Annotated in this window: 14 protein-coding genes and 1 tRNA gene; 3 read left to right on the forward strand and 12 right to left on the reverse strand. The window is 72.0% G+C overall.

Going from position 1 to position 20,516, the window contains the following annotated elements; translation table 11 throughout:
• Positions 1-159 precede the first annotated feature (159 nt).
• Positions 160-2,220, forward strand: a complete 2,061-nt coding sequence (locus tag R2J75_RS15335; RefSeq protein ID WP_316410525.1) for a hypothetical protein — start codon at positions 160-162, stop codon at positions 2,218-2,220.
• Between the two features lie 48 nt (positions 2,221-2,268).
• Here R2J75_RS15335 and R2J75_RS15340 read toward each other — a convergent pair whose 3' ends face one another.
• The 3 genes from R2J75_RS15340 to R2J75_RS15350 all read right to left on the reverse strand — a co-directional run bounded on the left by R2J75_RS15340 (position 2,269) and on the right by R2J75_RS15350 (position 6,443).
• A complete protein-coding gene (locus tag R2J75_RS15340) occupies positions 2,269-2,982 on the reverse strand; it encodes a phosphatase PAP2 family protein (RefSeq protein ID WP_243333841.1) in 714 nt (237 codons plus the stop codon).
• A 135-nt stretch (positions 2,983-3,117) separates the two neighbouring features.
• Positions 3,118-4,434 (reverse strand): DmsC/YnfH family molybdoenzyme membrane anchor subunit, encoded by a 1,317-nt coding sequence (locus R2J75_RS15345; protein ID WP_316410526.1) that lies wholly within the window; start codon positions 4,432-4,434, stop codon positions 3,118-3,120.
• Entirely contained in the window at positions 4,431-6,443 is a 2,013-nt protein-coding gene (locus tag R2J75_RS15350) for a molybdopterin-containing oxidoreductase family protein (protein WP_316410527.1), read from the reverse strand. Before R2J75_RS15350 ends, R2J75_RS15345 begins: the two co-directional genes overlap by 4 nt.
• Positions 6,444-6,567: 124 nt before the next feature.
• Here R2J75_RS15350 and R2J75_RS15355 point away from each other — a divergent pair, with 124 nt between their 5' ends.
• The gene (locus R2J75_RS15355) at positions 6,568-6,921 is read left to right on the forward strand and encodes a hypothetical protein (RefSeq protein ID WP_243333846.1); all 354 of its coding nucleotides are present in this window, start codon (positions 6,568-6,570) and stop codon (positions 6,919-6,921) included.
• Between the two features lie 139 nt (positions 6,922-7,060).
• On the opposite strand, the gene R2J75_RS15360 is transcribed toward R2J75_RS15355, so the two are convergent.
• The 6 genes from R2J75_RS15360 to surE all read right to left on the reverse strand — a co-directional run bounded on the left by R2J75_RS15360 (position 7,061) and on the right by surE (position 17,449).
• Complete coding sequence (locus tag R2J75_RS15360; protein WP_316410528.1) at positions 7,061-8,167, reverse strand: OmpA family protein; 1,107 nt, start codon at positions 8,165-8,167, stop codon at positions 7,061-7,063.
• A gap of 26 nt (positions 8,168-8,193) precedes the next feature.
• The gene (locus R2J75_RS15365; protein ID WP_316410529.1) at positions 8,194-14,943 is read right to left on the reverse strand and encodes a beta strand repeat-containing protein; all 6,750 of its coding nucleotides are present in this window, start codon (positions 14,941-14,943) and stop codon (positions 8,194-8,196) included.
• 18 nt (positions 14,944-14,961) lie between these two features.
• On the reverse strand, positions 14,962-15,687 hold the full coding sequence (locus R2J75_RS15370) for a DUF1573 domain-containing protein (RefSeq protein WP_316410530.1): 726 nt from the start codon (positions 15,685-15,687) through the stop codon (positions 14,962-14,964).
• Positions 15,688-15,901: 214 nt separating this feature from the next.
• A complete protein-coding gene (locus R2J75_RS15375) occupies positions 15,902-16,414 on the reverse strand; it encodes an adenine phosphoribosyltransferase (RefSeq protein WP_243335722.1) in 513 nt (170 codons plus the stop codon).
• A gap of 7 nt (positions 16,415-16,421) precedes the next feature.
• Positions 16,422-16,694 (reverse strand): acylphosphatase, encoded by a 273-nt coding sequence (locus tag R2J75_RS15380; RefSeq protein WP_243335720.1) that lies wholly within the window; start codon positions 16,692-16,694, stop codon positions 16,422-16,424.
• The gene (surE, locus tag R2J75_RS15385; protein WP_243335718.1) at positions 16,691-17,449 is read right to left on the reverse strand and encodes a 5'/3'-nucleotidase SurE; all 759 of its coding nucleotides are present in this window, start codon (positions 17,447-17,449) and stop codon (positions 16,691-16,693) included. The genes R2J75_RS15380 and surE overlap by 4 nt, the downstream gene beginning before the upstream one ends.
• Before the next feature lie 69 nt (positions 17,450-17,518).
• Between surE and R2J75_RS15390 the strand changes: the two genes are divergently transcribed.
• Positions 17,519-17,595: transfer RNA gene (locus tag R2J75_RS15390), tRNA-Pro, on the forward strand.
• Between the two features lie 427 nt (positions 17,596-18,022).
• Here R2J75_RS15390 and R2J75_RS15395 read toward each other — a convergent pair.
• From R2J75_RS15395 to R2J75_RS15405, 3 genes are all read right to left on the reverse strand, one after another.
• Complete coding sequence (locus R2J75_RS15395) at positions 18,023-18,148, reverse strand: hypothetical protein (protein ID WP_316411610.1); 126 nt, start codon at positions 18,146-18,148, stop codon at positions 18,023-18,025.
• Positions 18,149-18,713: 565 nt separating this feature from the next.
• On the reverse strand, positions 18,714-19,103 hold the full coding sequence (locus R2J75_RS15400) for a helix-turn-helix domain-containing protein (protein WP_243335716.1): 390 nt from the start codon (positions 19,101-19,103) through the stop codon (positions 18,714-18,716).
• Positions 19,103-20,482 (reverse strand): sigma-54-dependent transcriptional regulator, encoded by a 1,380-nt coding sequence (locus R2J75_RS15405; RefSeq protein ID WP_243335714.1) that lies wholly within the window; start codon positions 20,480-20,482, stop codon positions 19,103-19,105. The genes R2J75_RS15400 and R2J75_RS15405 overlap by 1 nt, the downstream gene beginning before the upstream one ends.
• Positions 20,483-20,516 lie beyond the last annotated feature (34 nt).

Raw genomic sequence — 20,516 nt, forward strand, 5'->3', positions numbered from 1 at the left:
TACCGGCTTGGAAGGGGTCGCCGGACCGAAGGGCCCATCCCCTGGATGGCCCGTGCTCGGCGATCCTCCGCGCGACCTCCCAGGCCCGGGGTCTGTGCCCTCTGGCACAGGCATCCACCCGGCGCCGGGGTACACTGGCCTCCGTTTCCGGGAGTCCCCATGAAGATCCTTGGCCTTGCCGCCATGCTCGCCGCCTCCGCCGCCCTGCCGGCCGTCGCGGCCCCCCCCGCGGAGGTCGCGCTGCAGTCCGATCCCCTCGTCGCGGAACTGGTCGCCAAGTACGGCCAGGCCCAGGCCGCCCGCGCCGAGCGCGGCCTCCGCCAGGTGAAGGCCCTCTGGCGCGCGGAGGACGGGAGCCGCGCGGACCTCGAGGCCTTCGTCCGCGCCCAGTTCGCCGGCGACGCCAAGGCCCAGGACGCCCTGTTCAAGCGCCTGGAATTCGCCCTGGAGAGCCTCGAGGGGCACATGCAGGAGATCGGCCGCGACTTCAAGTGGCACGCCGAGCTGGACCTGGGCCCCCTCCAGCCCGTGGACGAGATCCTCTCCGGCTACGACCCGGGCGCCCACGTCCGGGATGACGCCTTCCAGAACAAGCTGGCCTTCGTCGTCCTCCTCAACTTCCGCATGTCGACGCTGGACGAGCGCCTCAAGGAAGGGGCCGCCTGGACCGGCCGCCAGTGGGCGGAAGCCCGCCTCGTGGACCGCTTTGCCGAGCGCATTCCGGCCTCGGTCAACCTCGCCATCGCCCAGGCCTCCGGCGCCGCCGAGCGCTACATCGCCGGCTACAACCTCTGGATGCACCACCTGGTGGACGCCCAGGGCCACCGCGCCTTCCCCGCCGGCAAGCGCCTCCTCTCCCACTGGAACCTGCGGGACGAGATCAAGAGCCAGTACGCCCAGGGCGCCGCGGGCCTGGGCCGGCAGCGCACCATCCAGAAGGTCATGGAGCGCATCGTCACCCAGACGATCCCCGCCGTCGTCATCGACAACCCCGCCGTGGACTGGGACCCCTTCACGAACCAGGTGGCCCCCGCCGCCGTGAAGGATTCGGACCGGCCCGCCGCCGCCCAGCCGGTGAGCGCGGCCCCCGAGCCCGACACCCGCTACAAGGTGTGGCTGGACGACTTCAAGGCCATACGGCAGGCGGATCCCTACTGCCCCGCCGCCCCCACCCACATCGCCCGCAGCTTCGAGCAGGGCCGCCAGCTGCCCGAGGCCCGGGTCGTCCAGATGCTCCGCGACGTCTGCGGCTCGCCCCTGGTGGCGCGCACGGCCAAGGTGATCCAGGCCCGCCTGGGGCGGAAGCTGGAGCCCTTCGACATCTGGTTCAACGGCTTCCGCCCCGGCTCCCACCTGGACGAGGCCAAGCTGGACGAGCTGGTGCGCCGCCGCTTCCCCACCGCCGAGGCCTACAAGCAGGAGATGCCCAAGCTCCTCCTGGCCCTGGGCTTCAAGCCGGAGAAGGCCGCCTGGCTCGCCTCCAACATCGAGGTGGATCCCGCCCGGGGCTCCGGCCACGCCATGGGCACCGGCCGCCGCGGCGACCACCCCCGCCTGCGCACCCGGGTGGGCAAGGACGGCATGGACTACAAGGGCTTCAACATCGCCGTGCACGAGAACGGGCACAACGTGGAGCAGTCCTTCTCCATGCACGGGGCCCCCTCCCCCCTCATGGCCGGCGTGCCCAACACCTCCTTCACGGAGGCCATCGCCTTCACCTTCCAGGCCCGGGACCTGGAGCTGCTGGGCCAGCCGAAGCCCTCCGAGGAGGACCGCGCCCTGGCCGTGCTGAACGACTTCTGGGGCACCTACGAGATCGCGGGCGTGGCCCTCGTGGACATCGCCGCCTGGCACTGGATGTACGAACACCCGGACGCCAAGCCCGCCGAATTCCGCGAGGCCGTCCTCAAGCTCAGCCGCGACGTGTGGAACCAGTACTACGCCCCCGTCTTCGGCCAGCGGGACTGCGTGCTGCTCGGCATCTACAGCCACATGGTGAACAGCTTCCTCTACCTGCCCGACTACCCAGTGGGCCACATGATCGCCTTCCAGATCCAGCGCCAGATCGAGAAGACCGGCGACCTGGGCGGCGAGGTTGAGCGCATGACCAGCCAGGGCGCGCTCACCCCCGACCTCTGGATGACCCGCGCCACCGGGTCGCCCGTGGGCCCCGAGGCCCTCCTGGAGGCGACCGCCGCGGCCCTGGGGAAGGTGCGGTAGCGGCCCGGCCCGCGGCCTCCGCCCGGAGGCCGCGGGCCGGGACCGGGCCTACCGCCACTCGGCTTCGCAGACCTCCTTGATCAGCTGCCGGTGCTCGGGCTGGTTGATCCAGGCCGTGGCGAAGGCCTTGCCCAGCATCTCGCCGCCCAGCACGTCGCTGGGATAGTGGCTGCCCGCCAGCACCCGGTCCGCGCCCAGCTGGCAGCCCTTCTCGCAGAGGGCCTCCCGCAGGTCGGGGCGGAACTGGGAGAGGATCTGCGCGTAGACGCAGCCGAGGGCGGCGGTGGAGCTGGGGAAGCTGGGGGTGGTCAGCTTCTCCTCCACGGGCAGGATGGCGGGGTAGGTCACGTAGGGGCGGGGTCGGGCGTAGTAGTTGCGCAGGGCGGACACCAGGGGCAGGAGGTCCTCGCGGGCGTGCGCGAGGAGGGCCCGGGTGCGGGGGTGGTCCGCGGCCCTGTAGGGGCGGTGGGGCATGATGAGGCCGGGGTTCGGGTCGTGGGCCAGCTCCTCGGTGAAGCACTCCAGGGTCGGGGTGCTGTCGAACCGGACGCGGGCGATGTCGGCCTGGGTGCGGGTCCGCTGCAGCCACAGCATCACCGCCACCTCCTCGCGCATGGCCCCGTCCCGGAGGTGGCCGTAGCGCTGGACGGCGGTGTTGGCGGCGGTGACGTCCATCAGGGCCGCGTTGCAGCCCTGGGCGGAAAGGGGCGCCTGGGCCGCGCAGGCCAGGGCCAGGAGGGGAAGACTGAGGATCTTGATCATGGAGAGGCTCCCTCGAAGAGGGGGTGAGTCTGGCACCGCCGCCGGCGCTCCTCCAAGGCCAAATATTCCATTATTTATACTTATAATCCAATCGTCCGCCCACCGCCCCCCGGTCCGGGGTCCCCCGCAGGTGGGTCAAGGACGGGGCCGGACCTGGAGGGCCGGAGGGCGTGCGGGACCATTCATCCCGTCCTCGGGCGAGGGGAAGACCAGTTCGTCGTAGTACTCGCACCGGTCCACCAGGTCCCCGGCCAGGGCCCCCAGGAGGGCCCAGGGCGTCCCGGGCAGGGCCGCCGGCAGGGCGAGGCCTCCCAGGCGCGCCAGGGCCGCCAGGGGCCTCCAGGGCCGCCCCGCGCGCAGGAACCGCGCCTTCCGGGCCAGATAGGCCCCCGCCTTCACGGCGCCGGCGGCCAGGGCCAGCTCCCGGGACCCGGCCAGGACCGCCGCCAGGAAGACCCCGTTGAGGAGGGCCCCCCCGCTGTGCAGGTCGTGGACGCGGATGCGCAGGGCGGCGTGGTAGACCCGGTCCACCGCGAAGAGCGCCGCGAAGCCCGCGGCGGCCGCGGCCCAGGCCGGCGCCAGGCCCAGGTTCCAGGCCCCGCAGAGGGCCAGGAAGAGCCCCGTGAGGGCGATCTCGCGGCTCACCCAGCTGGTGCGCAGGTTCAGGACGGCGCGCCAGGCCCGCTCCGGGCGGCCCAGGTGGGCGAGGCTGAGGCCCATGGCCCCCGCCAGGGCCGCCGGGAGGGCCCAGGGGACGCGGGAGGGGCCCCCGGCGGCCATCACCGCCGTGGCGGCGGAGAGGACCATCGTGAAGACCACCAGGGTCCATTCCCCGCGCAGGGTGACGCGCCGGGGCGGCGCCTGGACGAGGCCGGGGAGGGCCAGGTCCGCCGCGGCCCGGTCCGGGGGCGCCGCGAGGCGCGGCGCGGCCGGGTCGAACACGAAGCGGATCCCGGGCCCCAGGTCCCGCCCGTGGAAGCCCGGGGGCGCGGCGGCGCCGGGATCCCCCTCCCGGGGCTCGACCCCGAGCGCGCCCACGGGGCACCGGGCCGCGCAGGCCGGGACCTCGCCCCGGGCCTGGCGCTCCGGGCAGAAGGTGCACTTCTCCACCGTCCCCGTGGCCTCGGAGAAGCGGGGGGCGTCGTGGGGGCAGGTCCAGGTGCAGTACCGGCACCCGATGCACCGGTCCGCGTCCAGGGTCACGGCGCCGGTGGCGGGGTCCTTGGCGTAGGCGCCCGCGGGGCACCCTTCCAGGCACGCGGGCCGGTCGCAGTGGTGGCAGGCCAGGGAGGCGTGGAAGACCGGCAGGTCCGGGTGGCGGTGGGCGTTGTAGGTGAGGACCTTGCGCCAGGGCCGGGACATGCGGGCCCGGTTCTCCATCCAGCACCCGACGGCGCAGGCCTCGCACCCGGTGCAGCGGGAGGCGTCGAAGCGGAAGCGCAGGGCCGTCATCGCGCGCGCTCCACGTCGACGAAGGTCTCGTGGAAGGCCGCGCCGTGGCCCATGTCGGTCTCCAGGTCCTGGCTCAGGAGGTTCACGGATCCGCCGTGGGCGGCCCCGTAGCCGTTGAAGGCCACGGCCACGCCCCTGGGCAGGCTGAGATCCAGCCTGAGGGGCAGCACCAGTCCGCCCCGGGCGTTGTGGACCCGGACCCGGTCCCCCTCCCGGAGGCCCCGGGCGGCGGCCTCCTCCGCGCCCAGGAGCAGGCGGGGACCCGGATCCAGGGCCCGGAGGACGGCCAGGTCGATGAACTGGCTGTGGATGCTGTTCTTGTGATTGGGGGTCAGGAGGCGCAAAGGGAAGGATCCTGGCGCGTCGGCCCGGGTGTAGTCCGGCAGGGGATCCACCCCCCAGCGGGCCGCGGCCTCCGCGGAGGCCAGCTCGATCCGGCCGGAGGGCGTGGGGAAGACCCGGTCCGCGAAGGCCACCTCCTCCGCGCCGGGGGCCAGGACGGGCCCCTCCCGGAGGCGGTCCAGGGTGACGCCCGGGAGGGGCGCCAAGCGGGCTTCCAGCCAGGCCTCCTCCCCGCCGGGGGGCACCAGTCCCGTCCGGTCCAGGCCCATGCGGCCGGCCAGGTCCCAGTACACCTCGGTCTCCGGCCGCACCTGGCCCGGGGGATCCACGAGCCGGGGCCGCAGCTGCAGGTAGGGATGCCAGTAGGCGCCGATGACATCGGTCTGCTCGAAGAGGCTCTTGGAGGGGAGGACCAGATCCGCCTCCCGGGCGGTGTCCGTGAGCCGCTCGTCCACGACCACCCGGAAGTCCAGGGCCCGCCAGGCCTCCAGCACCCGCGGGGTGGCGGGGTTCTGGCAGAGGGGGTTGCCCCGCTCCACCCAGGCCGCCTTCACGGGCGGATCCTGGAGGGCGGCCAGGTCCCGGCCCAGGCGGGCCGTGGACACCCCCACCCGGACGACGCCGTCGGGGCGCTCCGGCGGGTAGAAATCCAGGGGATCCTTGAGCCCCCCGAAGACCTGGGTCTGGAGGTTGGCGAAGACCCAGCCCGCCCCGGGCCGGCCCACGTTCCCCGTGAGGGCCAGGAGGGCGAGGATGGCCCGCATGGTCTGGCCCGAATCCTGGTAGCGCTGCATCCCGAAGCCCGCGCACACGGTGACGGGGCCGGCGGTGGCCAGGTCCCGGGCCAGGGCCTCGATTTCAGCGGACGGCACGCCGGTGACGGCCTCCGCCCGCGCCGGGGTCCAGGCCCGCACCCGCTCCGCGTAGGCCTCCCAGCCCAGGACGTGGGCGGCCAGGAAGGCCCGGTCCTCCAGGCCCTCCCGGAAGATCACGTGGGCGAGGGCGAGGGCCAGGGCCCCATCGGTGCCGGGCCGGGGCTGGAGGAGCACGGAGGCCCGCTCCGCGGTCTGGGTGCGGCGGGGGTCCACCACCACGAGGCGGCCCCCGGCGGCCAGGGCCTGGTCCACGAAGCGCATCTGGTGGACGTTGGTCTCGGCGGCGTTCTTGCCCCACATGACGATGAGGCGGGCGTTGGCCAGGTCCCAGGGCGCGTTGTGCCGGTTGTCCCCCAGGGTCAGGCGGGTGGCCTCCAGGCCCGCAGGCCAGCACAGGTCCCCGTACGTGGTCGTGCAGCCGCCGAAGCGGCGCCAGAACGCCATGCCCACGCCGTTGAGGAGGCCCTTGGTGCCGCTGCCCGCGTAGTAGAGCACGGCCTGGGGCCCGAACCGGGCCCGCAGGTCCAGGAACCGCGTGGCCAGGAGGTCCAGGGCCTCGTCCCAGCCGATGGCCCGGAAGGTGCCGTCCGGGCCCCGGCGCAGGGGCGTCAGGAGGCGGGAGGCGGGATCGGAGCGCTCCAGGTAGCTGAGGCCCTTCAGGCAGGGCCCCTCCGGGGTGGCCCGGTTGGCCGGATGAGCATCGATGGCGGTAACGTGACCTTCGTCAACGGTCACGCGAAGGCCGCACGTACTGTAGCAATTGCGTGGACAGGCAGAGGTATGGACGGGCATCTAGGCTCGCTCGGGGTTTCCCATGGCCGGCCAATTCCGGCAAACTAGAACCATGGTGAAATCGTACTACGCCGGCCAGGAAGTAGACGCCCCCTGTGGGAGATGCAAAGGGGAAACCCGGCACATGATCCTCTCCATCACCGATGGAGTGCCCGAAAAGCTCATCTGCGGCGCCTGCAAGTCCATTCACAAGTTCCGGGTCGAAAAGCCGGCCCCGGCCCCCCGCCCCGCCCGTCCCACGGCGGCGGCCCGCACCGTGGCGCCCATGAAGGCCGCCATCTCCCCCTCCCGGTTCCAGGAGCTGATGATCGAGGAGCAGGCGGGCGTCCGCGCCGTGCCTTACGCCGTCGGCGTCAAGTGGGAGGAAGGCACCTGGATGGACCACCCCAACTTCGGCCTGGGCCGCGTCCAGAAGCGCGCCGGCCGCAAGGTGGACGTGCTCTTCCGGGATGGCCTGAAGACCCTCGTCAGCGCCTAGCCCGCCCTGGGGTTGAAGGCGAACCCGCCTTCGGCTTTTCCTCGGCCTCCCCGGCGCCTTGGACGCCTCTACCCATTCGCCGTCCAGCCGGGCCCTGGGGCCCAGCTGGACGGCGGGGTTCGACCGACGTTCCGGGGGCTCAGTCCCGGAGGCCCGTCTCCGCGCGGCGGGTCTCGACGCCGTCGGCCTTGACCTCGATCTCCACGCGCCGGTTGCGGGCGCGGCCTTCGGCCGTGCCGTTGTCGGCGATGGGGGCGTCCGGACCGGCGCCCTCGGCCTTGAGGCGGGCGGCGGGGATGCCGGCCGATTCCAGGACCTTGGCCACGGCGCGGGCCCGGCGCAGGGAGAGGGCCCGGTTGTGGGCGGCGTTGCCGGTGGAGGAGGTGTAGCCGACCACGCGGAGGTCGTACTGGCCGCCGAAGCCCTTCAGGGTCTCGGCCACCTTCCGGATCGCGGCCTCGGCGGCGGCGTCCAGTTCGGCGCGGTCGTTCTGGAAGTGCAGGACGGCCTCGTCCAGCACCAGGCGGCGCGGGAGCTCGGGGGCGGGCGCCGGGGCCGCGACGGGGGCCGGCGCGGGCGGCTCGGCCACGGGGGCGGGAGCCGGCGCGGGGGCCGGGGCCACGACGGGGGACGGCGCGGGCGGCTCGGCCACGGGAGCGGGTGCCGGCGCGGGGGCCGGGGCCACGACGGGGGCCGGCGCGGCCACCGCGGAGGCCTTGCGGCCCCAGCGGAGGCCGAGGCCCACGAGGCCCTGGTACTCGGTGCGGCGGATCTCGTTCTCGATGGTCACCGCGCGGACCTCGGCGCTGAACAGGCCCCGCTGGCCGAAGGGGCGCTGAACGCCCACGCCGGCGTGGAACGCGGCCCGGGTGGTGCCGTGGTCGGCGAGGGAGTAGGGGGCCTGGATGGTGGCCAGGCCCGCCCCGGCCCGGGCGTAGGGGATCCAGGGGGCCGCCGCGGGGGCCAGGTTGAAGAGCCCGGAGGCCAGGACATGGGTCTCGTCGCTGGCGGCCGTGGTGTGCTTGCTCTTCAGGCGGAGCTGGAGGACGTCCAGTTCCGCGCCCCAGCGGGGCGTGATCCAGGCGCCGACGCCGCCCCCGCCGCCGAGGACGTCCTTGAGGCAGTTGCAGCCGTCGGGCTTGATCACGGCCGCCTTGGCCTGGACCCAGCCTTCGGGGAGGGGCTCCCCGGCGGCGAGGGTCGCGCCCAGGGCCGCGAGCAGGAGGGACATGGAGGATGTGCGCATGGGGACTCCGGTATCAGGTCAGGAAGCTATTGGCAGCCGATGCTGTCGAGGTAGGCGTAGCCGCCGTGGCCGCCCTGGGTGCAGTCCGCAGCCGTCACCACGATCCGGAGGTTGTGGTTGGCGCGGCCCGTGCCCAGGTTGAGGGACACCTTCTGCCAGGAGATGCCGAACCACTGGGAGGAGCCGGAACCGGCGCCCGAGATCCAGCCCGGGTAGCCGTCGGAGTAGGCGGTGCCGCTGACGGTGGAGGGCGGGAAGTGGTGCACGTAGTAGAGGACCTCGTCGGTGGTCGTGTCCAGGACCACGATGTCCACGTAGGGCTCCTGGGAGGGGATGTGGCCGGCGCTCTGGGCGACGAAGGCCCAGTAGAAGGAGAGCTTGGGGCGCTGGACGCTGGAGGGGACGGTGATGGTCTGGTAGAGGCGGCTGATGTGGGCGCCGGTCGCGGCGTTGTTGATCCGGAAGGCGTTGTTGCCGTCGAGCACGGACAGGATGCTCGGGACGTAGGGGTCGGCGGCGTGCGTGGGGCTGTTGACCACGGCGCTGTCGATGCTGCCGGCGCTCCAGCTGACGCTGTAGCCGTTCATCTCCCCCGAGGGCCAGCTGAAGGTGTTGGCCTTGTAGGCGAGCGGGTTGGTGGAGTCGACGTTGGGGTAGGCGACGCCGGAGTTGGAACCCTGCTGGAGGCTCCAGGGCGAGGCGCTGGACGTGCTGTCCTCGAAGCAGGCGTTGGGGAACCAGGGGGTGAGGCTGGCCTGTTTGACGGAGAACTGCTGGAAGCCCGAGTGGGAGAACGTCGGATCACAGGGGTTGCTGGTGGTCTCCAGCATGACCGTGGTCCCGTAGGGGTCGGCCAGCTGGGGGATGGTGAAATCGAAGGTGCTGTGGGTCGCGTCCACGGGGGTGAGGGTCACGGCCGTGCGCGGGGCCTGGTCGTTCTGGCTCCAGAAGAGGGCGGTCGCGGTCTCGTCGCCGTTGGTGACCGTGCCGGTGACCCGCACGTTCAGGTTGCTGGCCACGGTCACGGTGGTGGAGACGTCGGGGCTGGTGACGCCGCCGATGCTGTCCAGGGCCACGGTGGCGAAGGAGGAGGTCGGGTAGCCGGCCTCGGCGCCCGAGAGCACCTTCTCGTAGTCCGCCAGGCGATGGACCGTGGTCTGGCCCTCGAAGGCGTAGGCGGCGAAGGAGGGGCTGTAGGCCATGTCGCGGTCGTAGCTGGAGAAGGCGCCGGTGGAGGCGTTCCAGGCGATGGTCAGGGTGTTGCCGGGGTAGTTCGGGTCGAGCAGGGTGAACTTCCCGGTGCTCAGGTCGTACTTGGTGGCCAGGGTGGCCAGGGCGTTGTTCACGGCCGGCCGGGCGTCGCCCATGAGGAAGAGCTGGGGCTGGCCGGTCACCTTCAGGCCCGTGATGAGGGCCAGGCCCGTCTGGACGTCGGTGAGGCTGTAGGCGCTCTGGTCCCAGACCTGGTTCCAGTCGTCGGCGGTGCCGTTGGCCAGGCGGCTGATGAGGCCCTTGGCCGCGGTGTCCGAGGCGGAGGGGAACAGGCTGTAGAGGCCCGTCCCGCCGTTGGCGGCCTTGCGGAAGTTGTAATACCAGGAGGCGAAGCTGCTCATGCCGAGGCCGGCGCCGCCGGGCAGGTCATACACGTCCACGTTGTTCTGGAGCCAGCCGTCGGTGCCGGCGGCGAAGCCCGTGGCCTGGGTGGCGAGGGCGCTGGCGAGGCCGGGCACCGCCGCGACCACGTAGCGGCCGGGGGACAGGGTGGTGAACGTGACGGTCTTGGCGCTGGTGTTGACGCTCTTCAGGCCGGTGGCCACCCAGGCGCCGTAGTTGGCGTCCCAGTAGAAGGGGACGGGCAGGTCGGCGCCGCCGAGGTTGGGGCTGCCGGCCGTGGGATCGTAGGTGAGGGTGATGGTGACCGGTACCTTGAAGGGGTAGCCCAGGTCGGTGGCGATGTTGAAGACCTTGGAGTAGGTCGCGACGCTGGCGGGGAAGCTCCCCGGGAGCGTGTCCTCGCGGTTGACCGTGAGGGTGATGTCGCCGCAGGTGCCGCCCTGGGAGGGCACGACCAGGGAGATCTGGCCGTTGAGGGCGCTGCTGCCGTCGGGGGCGAAGCTGCCGCCCGTGTTCGGGATGGTGGTCGTCCAGGTGTCGGAGGGCACGGGGATCCACTGGACCGTCGTGCTCGAGGTGGCGACGTAGCCCTGGGGGCTGGTGACGGTGAGGGTGTAGGTGTAGGAGGTGGGCGACAGGATGATGCCCGTGGGAACGCTGTTGCCGTCGGTGGTGGGGGTGGGGCCGGAGAGGTTGCCGCCGGTGACCACGCCCGTCCCGCCCTTGAAGATGGCCGTGAGGCTGGAGCTCTGGCCGACGGGGACGATGGTGGGGTTGGAGGTGAGGCTGGCCGTCGGGTAGGCGAGGACCGTGATGCTCAGGCTCTGGCTGGCGTTGCCCGAGCCATTGGTCCCGCGGATCGTGACGGAGAAGGTGCCCGCCGCGGTGGGCGTGCCGGAGATCGTCCCGTCCGTGGTGTTCAGGGTGAGGCCCGTCGGCAGGCTGCCGGAGGTCACCGCGTACGAGGTGGGGGCGCCGCCGGAGGCGTTGGGCAGGTTGGGGGTGATCGCCACGGTCGCGGTGTAGGTGACGGGCGTCGTGTAGTTGAGGGCGGTGGGCGCCGCGGAGACGGTGGTGTAGGAGAGGGCGGCCGTGGCCGTCCGGTTACCGTTCGTGGCCCGGATCGAGAAGGCGTAGGTCCCCACGGTGGTGGGCGTGCCGGTGATGGTGCCGTCCGCGTTCAGGGTGAGGCCCGGCGAGAGGGTGCCGGAGACGACGGCGTAGCTGGTGGAGAAGCCCGTCGTGGCGTTGCCGAGGGTGGGGCTCTGGGTCGAGATGGCCGTGCCGGAGGTGAAGGTCTGGGGCGTCGCGTAGCTGAGGGTGAGGGCCCCGGCGTTCTGCACGTAGTAGGTGGGCGAGGCCACGCCCGACCGGCTGCCGTTCATGGCCGCGATGGAGAAGGCGTAGGTCCCGGTGGCGGTGGGCGTGCCGGTGATGGTGCCGTCCGCGTTCAGGGTCAGGCCGGCGGGGAAGGTGCCCCCGGCGGAACCGAACGTGGTGGTGATGCCGCTGGTGGCGTTGCCCACCGTCGGCGTCTGGGTGGCGATGGCCGCGTTCACGGTGGCGTAGACCGGGGTCGGGTAGGAGACGGTCAGGGCCCCGGTGTTCTCGACGTAGTAGGTCAGGGCGGCGGTGGCGGTGCGGCTGCCGTTGGTGGTGGTCACCGAGACGGAGAAGGTGCCGCCCGCGGTGGGGGTGCCGGTGATGGTGCCGTCGGCGTTGAGGGTCAGCCCCGTGGGCAGGCCCGTGGCGGCGAACGTGGTGGTGATCCCCGCGGTGGCGTTGCCCACGGTCGGGTTCTGGGTGGCGATGGCCGCGTTCACGGGGAAGTACTTGGGCGTGGCGTAGGCCAGGGTCAGGGCCCCGGTGTTCTCCACGTAGTAGGTCATGGCGGCGGTCGCGGTGCGGCTGCCGTTGGTGGCCGTCACGGAGACGCTGTAGATCCCCTGGGCCGTCGGAGTGCCGGTGATCGTGCCGTCGGCGTTGAGGGTCAGCCCGGTGGGCAGGCCCGTGGCGGCGAACGTCGTGGGGATCCCCGAGGAGGCGTTGCCCACCGACGGGGTCTGGGTGGCGATGGCCGCGCCCACGGGGAAGTACCGGGGCGTGGCGTAGGACAGGGCCAGGGAACCGGTGGCCTCCACGTAGTAGGTCAGGGCGGCGGTCGCGGTGCGGCTGCCGTTGGTGGCCGTCACGGAGACGCTGTAGACGCCCGTGGCGGCGGGAGTGCCGGTGATCGTGCCGTCGGCGTTGAGGGTCAGCCCCGTGGGCAGGCCGGTGGCGGCGAACGCCGTGGTGATCCCCGAGGAGGCGTTGCCCACCGACGGGGTCTGGGTCGCGATGGCCGCGTTCACGGGGAAGTACTTGGGCGTGGCGTAGGCCAGGGTCAGGGCCCCGGTGTTCTCCACGTAGTAGGCCATGGCGGCGGTCGCGGTGCGGCTGCCGTTGGTGGCCGTCACGGACACGCTGTAGGTGCCCGGCGCGGTGGGGGTGCCGGTGATGGTGCCGTCGGCGTTGATCGCCAGGCCCGCGGGGAGGCCCGTGGCCGCGTAGGTGGTGGCGACGCCGGCGCTGGCGTTGCCCACCGACGGGGTCTGGGTGGCGATGGCCGCGTTCACGGGGAAGTACTTGGGCGTGGCGTAGGCCAGGGTCAGGGCCCCGGTGTTCTCCACGTAGTAGGTCAGGGCGGCGGTCGCGGTGCGGCTGCCGTTGGTGGCGGTCACGGACACGGGGTAGGTGCCCGGCGCGGTGGGGGTGCCGATGATGGTGCCGTCGGCGTTGATCGCCAGGCCCGCGGGGAGGCCCGTGGCCGCGTAGGTGGTGGCGACGCCGGCGCTGGCGTTGCCCACCGACGGGGTCTGGGTCGCGATGGCCGCGTTCACGGGGAAGTACTTGGGCGTGGCGTAGGCCAGGGTCAGGGCCCCGGTGTTCTCCACGTAGTAGGTCAGGGCGGCGGTCGCGGTGCGGCTGCCATTGGTGGCGGTCACAGACACGGGGTAGGTGCCCGGCGCGGTGGGGGTGCCGGTGATGGTGCCGTCGGCGTTGATCGCCAGGCCCGCGGGGAGGCCCGTGGCCGCGTAGGTGGTGGCGACGCCGGCGCTGGCGTTGCCCACCGACGGGGTCTGGGTGGCGATGGCCGCGTTCACGGGGAAGTACTTGGGCGTGGCGTAGGCCAGGGTCAGGGCCCCGGTGTTCTCCACGTAGTAGGTCAGGGCGGCGGTCGCGGCGCGGCTGCCGTTGGTGGCCGTCACGGAGACGGGGTAGGTGCCGGGCGCGGTGGGGGTGCCGGTGATGGTGCCGTCGGCGTTGATGGCCAGGCCCGCGGGGAGGCCCGTGGCCGCGTAGGAGGTGGCGACGCCGGCGCTGGCGTTGCCCACCGACGGGGTCTGGGTGGCGATGGCCGCGTTCACGGGGAAGTACTTGGGCGTGGCGTAGGCCAGGGTCAGGACCCCGGTGTTCTCCACGTAGTAGGTCAGGGCGGCGGTGGCGGCGCGGCTGCCGTTGGTGGCCGTCACGGAGACGGGGTAGGTGCCCGGCGCGGTGGGGGTGCCGGTGATGGTGCCGTCGGCGTTGATCGCCAGGCCCGCGGGGAGGCCCGTGGCCGCATAGGTGGTGGGGATGCCGGGGCTGGCGTTGCCCAGCGAGGGGCTCTGGGTCGCGATGGCCGCGTTCACCGGGAAGTACTGGGGCGTGGCGTAGGCCAGGGCCAGGGGACCCTGGTTCTCCACGGAGTAGGTGACCTGGGAGGCGGCGACCCGGCTGCCGTTGACGGCCGTGATGGTGAAGGCGTAGATGCCCGGCACGGTGGGGGTGCCGGAGATCTGCCCGTCGGGGGTCATGGCGAGGCCCTTGGGCACGTTGCCGGAGAGGGCGTACGTGGTGACCAGGCCCGAGGTGGGATTGCCGAGGGCCGGAAGCTGGACGGGGATGGCGGTGTTGACGGGGAACACGCGGGGCGTGGCGTAGGCCAGGGCCAGGGGTCCGGGGGTCTCCACGGTCACGAGGACCCGGGCGGCCGCGGTGCGGCTGCCGTTCTGGGCGCTGATGGTGAAGTCGTAGTCACCCACCTGGGTGGGGGTCCCGGTCAGGGCGCCGGCGGTCGCCACCCCGAGGCCCGGCGGCAGCTGGCCCGAGGCCTGGTAGGCGGTGGACAGGCTGGGGGTGGCGCCCGTCAGGGCGGGGGGCTGGGGGGCGATGGCGGCGTCGACCGTGAAGAACTTCCGGCCGCCGTAGGTCAGGGCCAGGGGCGCGTCCGTCTCGACCGTGTAGACGAGGTTGGCGGTGGCCGTGCGGGTGCCGTTGACGGCGGTGATGGAGAAGGCGTACACCCCGGTGGCGGTGGGGGTCCCGCGCAGGCTGCCGCTGGCGTCCAGCATGAGGCCCGGCGGCACGTCGCCGCTGAGGCTGTAGGCGGTGGTCAGGCCCGCGGTCGCGTTCGCGAGGGTCGGCGTTTCAGGCCCCATGAGGCGGAGCATCGGGAACCAGCGCGGCGTGGGGTAGCTGAGGGCGAGGGCGCCGGAGGCTTCGACGAGGGCGCTCACCGTGGCCGTCGCCGAGCGGCCGCCGTTGGCGAGGGCCACCGTCCAGGTGTAGAGGCCCGGGGTGGTGGGCGTGCCCTGGATATCGCCGGAGGCGGCGTCCAGGTTGAGGCCCGCGGGCAGATTCCCGGAGGTCACCGCGAAGGTCGAGGCGGCGCCGGGCAGCAGGTTCTCGGCCGTGGCCTTCTGCACCGGGATGGCGGTGCCGGCCGCGAAGGTCAGGGGCGAGACGTAGGTGAGGTGGAGGCTCCCGGCCGGGAGGACGGTGACCCGGACGGGCACGTCGACCCGACCGCCCTCCGCGTTGCGGAGGGTGACGGTGACGGTGTAGATCCCGGGCACCGTGGGCACGCCGGTGAGGCGCCCGTCGGGCCCGAGGACGAGCCCGGGCGGCAGGGTGCCGGAGGCCACGTCGGCCCCGGTGATCGGCCCATGGCCGCCCACCGTCGGCGCGGCCGTGAGCGCCGTGCCGACCAGGCCCGTCTGGTCGGGATAGGCCGCCGTGGGGGCGACCACTTCAGTCGCTTGCTCGCAGTAGCTCCGGCTGCTGCCGCAGCCCATGGGCAACCCCAGCCCCAGGAGGCCGAGGACGAGGATCGCGAGGGAGGGAACCGGATTCAAGCGCATGGGGACTCTCTCAGGGATTCAGGGGTGGGAGGACCGGGAACGGGTGGGCGCGCCCTGGACCGTCCAGTAGAGGGTGAGCGTCAGGGGCCCCGCCTCGGGATCGGCGGGAATGATCTGGATGTCGTCCGCGCCCCGCCAGACTTCGGCGGGGAGGCGATCGCCGCGGAGGGTCACCTCCACCACGGCTTCGGCGCCATCCATGCGGACGGCGGCCTCCAGGTAGGGCTTGGCGGGGACCGCGAGGCGGGCGATGGCCGCGGGGCGGCCGGTGTTGCTGCGCACCCGGACCTCGCCCCGTCCGCCAGCGGTGCGGGGGACGTCGTCGAAGATCAGGGCCTTGGTCATCAGTTCCAGGGGCCGGAACACGTCGGCCCGGAAACCCAGCGTCTGGAGAGGCCGGCCGGGATCGTCGGTGTGGAGCACCACGGACTTGTTCACCGGCCCCGAGAAGGCGCCGGGATCGAAGGTGACCTGGATCTCCACGCTTCCGCCGGGGGCGACTGTGGACTGCCCCAGGACCGCCGAGGTGCAGCCGCAGCCCGGCTGGACCTGGGTGATGCGCAGGGGGACCTGGCCGCCGTTGACGCCCTTGAAGACGTGGGTCACCTTCCGTCCGGAGGCGATGCGGCCGAAATCATGGCTCGCCTCCTGGAAGACCAGACCCGTGGGCGCCTCCGCCCGGGCCAGGGCGCCGACGCCGAGAAGCAGACAAGCAAACAAGCGTAACGCGCGCAGGAAGGACAAGGGACCTCGCGGACCGGGAAGGGGATCGGGGGGCGCCACATGGTGACGTCTTGGGTCATATTTACAAGCGCAGACCTGCCCCACCCGGCATGCGGGTATGGAACGGCCTGCAAAACGAGGCGGTTGGGACGCCCTGGATCGGGATCTAGATTAATGCAAGGGAGGGTCGATTTCGATATGTATTATTGCTTAGTCAAAAAAATATCCTTGAGTCTTAATACGTAAGAACGCTGAAAACCGGCATGCCCTTCAGGGCCTCCCGCCCGCCGGCGCCCACCATCTCGATGAAGGTGGTCAGGGCCAGGGGATGGGCCCCGGCGCGCTCGACCAGGTTCCGGGCGGCGGCGGCGGTGGCCCCGGAGGCCAGGATGTCGTCCACGATGAGCACACGGTCGCCCGCCTGTAAGGCGTCCTGGTGGATCTCCAGGCCCTCCTCCCCGCAGACGGTGGCGAAGGTCTCCCGGAGGACGGGCCGGGGCAGCTTCCCGGCGCGCCGGGCCGGGACGAAGCCCAGGCCGAGCTTGTGGGCCAGGGCCGACCCGAAGATGAAGCCCCTGGACTCCAGGCCCAGGACGTGGGTGGGGTGGAGGGGCAGGACCGGCTCCGCCATGGCCTCGATGGCCCGGGCGAAGGCGGCCGCGTCGCTGAAGAGGGGGGTGATGTCCTTGAAGTGGAGGCCTTCCCGTGGGAAGCCGGGGACATCGAGGACGGAGGTTTTCAGGTTCATGGCATTCCTATCGCTGGATCTCGAATGGATGGGGAAGTGATTGTCCTCCATCCACCGCCCCCCAGTCCAGCCGGGAAACGCGGGCGAAGGGGGGTCCCTGCGCCAGCTGCTCCCGGAAGAGGTCGAGCCGCCCCAAATCCCCTTCCACCTGCCCGGAGACGCTGCCGTCCGGCTCGTTCCGCGCCCAGCCCGCCAGATCCAGGTCCCGGGCGGCCTGGAGGGTGAACCAGCGGAACCCCACCCCTTGGACGCGCCCGTGGACGTGGAAGTGGATCCTCACGGCAGGCTGCCGTTGAAAGCCTGCTCGTAGGTCTGCTTCCGCCCCATGATGTCCGGGCAGGCGAGGTCCAGCCGCAGCGGGGTGAGGCTGGCCCAGCCGCCGTGCACCGCCTCGGCGTCGCTGCCGGGGCCGCGGGCGTAGGTGGGGCCCATCTCCCCGCCGATCCAGAAGTAGGGGTTCTTGCGGGGATCGATGCGCTGCTCCACCTGGTCGTGGTACTTGCGCGTGTCCTGCCCCGTCACCCGGAAGCCCAGGGGCTCCTCCTTGGGGAAGTTCACGTTCCAGATGCGGTTGGCCGGAAGCGGCAGGGCCTCCCAGCGCTCCAGGAACCGGGTGATCCAGGCGCCCGCGGCCGCCAGGTCCCCCAGGGGATCGATGGAGAAGGCCGCGGACCGGGCCCCCTGCTGGGAGCCCTCGAAGGCGGCGCCCACGGTCCCGGAGTAGAAGACGTCCTCCCCCAGGTTGTAGCCGTGGTTGACCCCCGAGAGCACCCAGTCCGGCGCGCGCTCCAGGACGGCCCGCACCCCCACGAGCACGCAGTCCACGGGCGTCCCGTTGCAGGCGTACCGGTCCCCGCCCAGGTCCACCAGGCGCAGGATGTCGTTGAGGCTCATGGCGCTGGACACCGCCGACCGGTTCCGGTCCGGCGCGACCACGACCACCCGCCCGAAGCGGGAGGCCACCTGGGCCAGGGTCGCGAGTCCCGGGGCCCAGCATCCATCGTCGTTGGTGATGAGGATGAGTCGTTCCGTCATGGGGACAGTCTACCCCACCCCAAACAAGCCTTGACCCCGCCCCCAGACCGTCCTAGAATCAGAGGTTCACGGCGCGTGGCGCAGCCTGGTAGCGCACTACCTTGGGGTGGTAGGGGTCGGAAGTTCGAATCTTCTCGCGCCGACCAATAGTAAGAAGAGAGGGCGGCTCCCCAAAGCCGCCCTCGTTTTTTGTGCGCGGGGCCGCCCGGAACCTCGGGTAGGTAGATCGAATCACCGGAACCGCCTTGTTCCGATCCTTCGTGCTGGCGAGGGTGAGTAAAAAACCCGTACGCCGAGTTCGCCGAGAAGCAGAGTTACGCTGAGCCAGCTTCGCGATCCTCCGCGCCGCCCCACACCGCCCAGGCCCTGGCCCGCTGCCGCGGGCCGCGATGCTGCGCATCGCTCGGCTGGGGGCTCCGGGCCTTCCGCATGCACGCCTGCGGGTGCCCTGCGCCCCCAGCCTTGGACGGGCCTGGGCTCAGCCGCCGGATCTGCTTGAGGAACGTCAGCCATTCCGGGTGGTGGTGCCATGCCGCTTGGAGTCGTGGGTCATCGTTCCGCAGCGGCCCTGTTTCAGGGGCAGCCCGGGCCGAGTCCGGTCCAAGGCCTGAAATGAGGCTTGAGCCCGTAGGCCTTCCAGATCTTCCACACCGCGAAGGGGCTCAGCCCCGAGGCCTTGGCCAGGGTGGTCATCCGCACGATCTCGGCCTTGCGCTCCGCCGGGAGGGTGGCACCCGGCCTCCAGGAACCGGTCCCGCCACCGCCGGACGGTGTTGTAACCCACCTGGGGCTGGTCGGCGGTGGGCCGAACCTCCGACCCAGGCCCGTCCAAGGCTGGGGGCGCAGGGCACCCGCAGGCGTGCCTGCGGAAGGCCCGGAGCCCCCAGCCGAGCGATGCGCAGCATCGCGGCCCGCGCCAGCGGGCCAGGGCCTGGGTGGTATGGGTCGGCGCGCTGAACCGCGAAGCCGACTCAGCGAAACTCGGCTTCTCGGCGCACTCGGCGTACGGGTTTATTACTCACCCTCGCCAGCACGAAGGATAGGAACAAGGCGGTTCCGGTGATTCGATCTACCGACACGAGCCCAGCTGGGTCAGGAGGCGCTTGAGGGCCAGGGCCTGGGTGGGATGGGTCGGCGTGCTGAACCGCGAAGCCGACTCCGCGTGACTCGACATCTCAGCGCACTCGGTGTACGGGTACTTTACTTACCCTTGCCAGCACGAAGGATCGGGACACGATCGTTCCGGTGATTCGATCTCCCGACACTAGCCCAGTTGGGTCAGGAGGCGCTTGAGGGCCGCGCGTACCTTGGCCAGGCCAGGTTCCCGGGGCGCCGACTGGGGCGCGCGGCGGGGGGCCCGCGCCGGCGCGGGAAGGGGCGCCGGGGCCTCCTCCTCGTCCAGGCCGAGGCCCAGGCCGCGGGTCAGCTGGCCGTGGAGGAGGAGCTGGCGGCAGTCGCCGACGGTGAGGCCCTCCTGCAGCCACCCGCGGATGCGCTGGAGGCGGTCCAGCTCGTCCACGTGGTAGTACCGCAGGTTGCCGCGGCTGCGCCGGGGCTGGATCTCGGGGATGATGGACTCCCAGTAGCGCAGGTCCTTGGGACTCACGCCGATGCGGCGGGCGGCTTCGCCGATCTTCATCCAGACCTTTTCCATCAGGCGTCCCGGGCCTCGATGCCGAGGGCCTTCAGGCGCTTGTAGAGGTTGGACCGGTCCAGGCCCAGCCGCTCCGCGGCCCGCGTCATGTTGCCGTTCTGGAGCTTGAGCTCCCGCTGGATGTAGGCGCCCTCGAACCACTCGCGGGCATCCTTGAGGCTGGGGAACTCGGGGAAGGAGAAGGGGTCGGGCTCCGCCAGGTGCCGCACGGCGAGGGGGCCCAGGTCGCGGGAGGTGATCTCGGCGCCCCGGGCGAGGATGACGGCCCGTTCCATGAGGTTCTTCAGCTCGCGGACGTTGCCGGGCCAGTCGTGGCGCAGGAGGGTCTCGCGGGCGTCCTGGGAGAGGCGCTTGGGGGGCCTGCCGTAGCTCCGCGCGATGCGCGAGATGAAAGCCTCGGCCAGCTGGATCAGCTCCTCGACGCGCTCCCGGAGGGGCGGCAGGCGCAGGGGGACGACGGCGAGGCGGAAGTAGAGGTCCTCGCGGAAGCGCCCGGCCTTGATCTCCTCGGTCAGGTCCTTGTTGGTGGCGGCGATGATCCGCACGTCCACGCTCACGGCCCCGCCGCCGCCGACGGGCTCGATGCGGCCCTCCTGGAGGGCCCGCAGCACCTTGGCCTGGGTCTTGAGGGACATGTCCCCCACCTCGTCCAGGAAGAGGGTGCCCTGGTGGGCCTCCTTGAACTTGCCCTTCTGGTCCCGGACGGCGCCGGTGAAGGCGCCCTTCACGTGCCCGAAGAGCTCGCTCTCGATCAGCTCCTCGGGGATGGCGGCGCAGTTCACCTCCACGAAGGGTCCGCGGGCCCGCGGGCTGCGGTCGTGGATGAGCCGGGCGACCTCCTCCTTGCCGCTGCCGTTCTCGCCCATGAGGAGCACCCGGCCCTCGGTGGGGGCCACGAGGTCCACGTCGGAGATGAGGCGCCGCATGGCGGGGCTGTCCGCCATGAAGAACCGGTCGGCGTCCACCTCCTGGTGGAGGCGCTGGTTCTCCTCCTCGAGGCGGCGCTGCTTGAGGGCGTTGGCGATGACCAGGAGGAGCCGGTCCAGGTCCACCGGCTTCTCGAGGAAATCGAAGGCGCCAAGCTTGGTCGCCTGGAGGGCGGTGTCGATGTTGCCGTGGCCGCTGATCATGATGACGGGCAGCTCGGGCCGCAGGACCTTGGCCTGGGTCAGGGTCTCGAGGCCGTCGATTCCGGGCAGCCACACGTCCAGCAGCAGCAGATGGATGCCCTCCCCGTCGGCCTGGGCCAGCAGGTCCAGGGCCTGCTCCCCGCGCTCGGCCTTGAGGACGCCGTAGCCTTCCTCGGCCAGGGATTCGCCCAGGCTCCGGCGGATGCCGGGCTCGTCGTCCACGATGAGGATGGTGGTCAGCGGCCGCATGAATAAAGCCTATCGCGCTTTTGTGGCACCATGG

This window comes from Mesoterricola sediminis, assembly GCF_030295425.1.
GTDB classification, from domain to species: domain Bacteria; phylum Acidobacteriota; class Holophagae; order Holophagales; family Holophagaceae; genus Mesoterricola; species Mesoterricola sediminis.

Coding starts and splice junctions, on each gene's coding strand:
- R2J75_RS15335 (WP_316410525.1), top strand. CDS start 160: ATGAAGATCCTTGGCCTTGCCGCCATGCTCGCCGCCTCCGCCGCCCTG.
- R2J75_RS15340 (WP_243333841.1), bottom strand. CDS start 2,982: ATGATCAAGATCCTCAGTCTTCCCCTCCTGGCCCTGGCCTGCGCGGCC.
- R2J75_RS15345 (WP_316410526.1), bottom strand. CDS start 4,434: ATGACGGCCCTGCGCTTCCGCTTCGACGCCTCCCGCTGCACCGGGTGC.
- R2J75_RS15350 (WP_316410527.1), bottom strand. CDS start 6,443: ATGCCCGTCCATACCTCTGCCTGTCCACGCAATTGCTACAGTACGTGC.
- R2J75_RS15355 (WP_243333846.1), top strand. CDS start 6,568: ATGATCCTCTCCATCACCGATGGAGTGCCCGAAAAGCTCATCTGCGGC.
- R2J75_RS15360 (WP_316410528.1), bottom strand. CDS start 8,167: ATGCGCACATCCTCCATGTCCCTCCTGCTCGCGGCCCTGGGCGCGACC.
- R2J75_RS15365 (WP_316410529.1), bottom strand. CDS start 14,943: ATGCGCTTGAATCCGGTTCCCTCCCTCGCGATCCTCGTCCTCGGCCTC.
- R2J75_RS15375 (WP_243335722.1), bottom strand. CDS start 16,414: ATGAACCTGAAAACCTCCGTCCTCGATGTCCCCGGCTTCCCACGGGAA.
- surE (WP_243335718.1), bottom strand. CDS start 17,449: ATGACGGAACGACTCATCCTCATCACCAACGACGATGGATGCTGGGCC.
- R2J75_RS15400 (WP_243335716.1), bottom strand. CDS start 19,103: ATGGAAAAGGTCTGGATGAAGATCGGCGAAGCCGCCCGCCGCATCGGC.
- R2J75_RS15405 (WP_243335714.1), bottom strand. CDS start 20,482: ATGCGGCCGCTGACCACCATCCTCATCGTGGACGACGAGCCCGGCATC.